This is a genomic window from Bacillus sp. JJ1127 (assembly GCF_036965845.1).
Classification (GTDB): domain Bacteria; phylum Bacillota; class Bacilli; order Bacillales; family Bacillaceae_G; genus Bacillus_A.
In genome coordinates, this window is record NZ_JBALQK010000357.1 from 1 (window position 1) to 2,300 (window position 2,300).

A 2,300-nucleotide genomic window follows, 5' to 3' on the forward strand; every position below is an offset into this window, starting at 1 on the left:
TGTTTTATGTTGTTTTTATTTTATCTGGTGTAAGTCTTCGCTGTTATGTAACCTTGTAAAAAGTTTTTCTAGCTCTATTATATACAATTATCTGACTTTTGTGAATGGAAAGAATTCAAAAAATTTATATTACTATAAAATTTTTTATTTAAACATCTGTATAATGTTCATCACAGCATAGGCAATTCCAGCTCCGATTAACGGTCCTACAGCGACTCCATTAAATAATGCAACTGCAATAATAGTTCCAAATACGAGAGCTGTTGTAATATGTGGATCGCTTGTTAATAATTGCACACCACCCTTTGCCAAAAGAGCAACCGCTATCCCTGAAGCTAATGCAATCCATGCATAATAAGATTTAGTTGCTTCCCCCAGCTGCTTAAAGCCGATTTCACCTGTAGCGATTGGAACAAGAACGGCAATTGTAATAACCGTTACCCCAAGATTAATTCCTTTCGTTTGTAAATATGGAAGAAGCTTATCTCCTAAAAACGTCCACTTTAATAAAAATAACACACCAACAGCTACTGTAAGTGATTGATTTTTAGCAATAAGTCCAACAATAAGTAGTATGAATAAAAATAAAGTTGATTGACTAATCATGATTGCACTTCCTTTCTGAAAATAATGAACCTGTTTCCAAACAAAATTACCGTTAAACACATCGTTATACAAGTTATAGAGCGGTGTATTTGTTCATTGCTATAAATCAGTCAGCAAAGCATAACAGATTACAAATAGAACTTTTATATTTTAAAACTCAAACCAGAATGAAATATTTATACTGACCGCGAAAACAGATTACTCTCCTTTCTTTTCTGATAAGAAACAGGTAAAATAAAAAGGAGATAAAGTGAGGTTCTTTCCACACAGAAAAAAGAACATCATTGCTGTTGGTTAGCCCTCACCATCAGGCTTTTACGAGCAGATGGTTCCACCGCTTAAGGTGTGTCATAACGCCCGCAAATAGCAGGATAAATCCATCATTCCACTATAACATATTACAATTTGGAATGGGAGGTCAGCACCTTTGAATCGAAACTCACTATACATCTTATTACGACTTATTACGGTCATTGTAGCAACAGTAATTGGATTTTATGTCCTTCTATATGTTTTTGGTCTTATATACCCTTTTATCATCGCCTTAGCATTTGCTTATTTGATCAATCCAGTCGTCAATTTTCTCAATCAAAAACTACAATTCCCTCGTGCATTAGCGGTACTCGTCAGTTTAATTCTCGTGTTCGGTGCCATCGTTGGACTCGTTACATACCTTGTGACAGAAGCGATTTCCGCCACAACCTACTTGCTACAAGTTGTTACTGACAAGTTTCCAACCATCTTCCAATATGCACAACAATTTGCACTTAATAATATTATGCCTCTCTATGATGATTTAATTTCTAAATTTAATCATCTCGGGGAATCACAGCAATTTACAATTACACAAAACATTCAAAACCTAGGAACAGACGCTACAAAACAAATGAAAGAACTGTTAACCGCTATTATTAGTGGATTAACCAATTTTATCAGCGCACTTCCAAGAACTTTAACTGTCCTTGTTTTCGTCTTATTAGCAACTTTCTTTATTAGTTTCGATTGGCATAAACTGGCTCATAAAGTAAGACGATTTCTCCCAAATCGCGTACACGGATATGGAAAGACTATTTTTGTTGATTTAAGGAAAGCGCTATTTGGATTTGTAAAGGCACAACTCACACTCGTATCTATGACAACCATCATTGTATTAGTTGGACTCTTAATTTTACGCGTACCATACGCAATTACAATCGCGCTCATTACGGGTGTTGTAGATCTACTTCCTTATTTAGGAACGGGGGCCGTCTTTGTCCCTTGGATTATATATGTATTTTTCACAGGAAATACAGCGTTCGCAATCGGGCTTCTCATTTTATATATCGTCGTAATTGTCCAAAGACAACTCATGGAACCAAAAGTACTATCATCCAATATCGGACTCGATCCATTACCAACACTTATTGCCTTATTCGTCGGATTTAAGCTCTATGGTTTTTTAGGATTAATCATAGGTCCCGTTACATTAGTACTATTAAACACATTGCACAAAGCTCATGTCTTTCATGATTTATGGAAGTTTATTAAAGGATCACCATTAAAATGATTTTGGGGGCTTATACGGGATAAAGCATTCCACTCAATTTGTCTCGGTAACTTTTATTCGCAACCAAATAAAACAAGGGAATTATCTATTTGCTATGGATAATTCCCTTGTTTTTTGCGTAAAATACTCTCATTGAGAATACTATTAC

2 protein-coding genes are annotated in these 2,300 nt (G+C 35.2%); one reads left to right on the top strand and one right to left on the bottom strand.

Features of this window, described 5'->3' with window-relative positions:
* Positions 1-144 precede the first annotated feature (144 nt).
* Positions 145-606, bottom strand: a complete 462-nt coding sequence (locus V7183_RS24310) for a DUF441 domain-containing protein (RefSeq protein WP_335361123.1) — start codon at positions 604-606, stop codon at positions 145-147.
* Positions 607-1,033: 427 nt separating this feature from the next.
* Between V7183_RS24310 and ytvI the strand changes: the two genes are divergently transcribed.
* Positions 1,034-2,152 carry a sporulation integral membrane protein YtvI gene (gene ytvI / locus V7183_RS24315; protein ID WP_097898394.1) on the top strand — a complete coding sequence of 373 codons (1,119 nt, stop codon included), beginning with the start codon at positions 1,034-1,036 and terminating at the stop codon, positions 2,150-2,152.
* Positions 2,153-2,300 lie beyond the last annotated feature (148 nt).

Excerpts from the sequence above, each read along its gene's own strand:
- V7183_RS24310 (WP_335361123.1), bottom strand. The coding sequence starts at position 606 with ATGATTAGTCAATCAACTTTATTTTTATTCATACTACTTATTGTTGGA.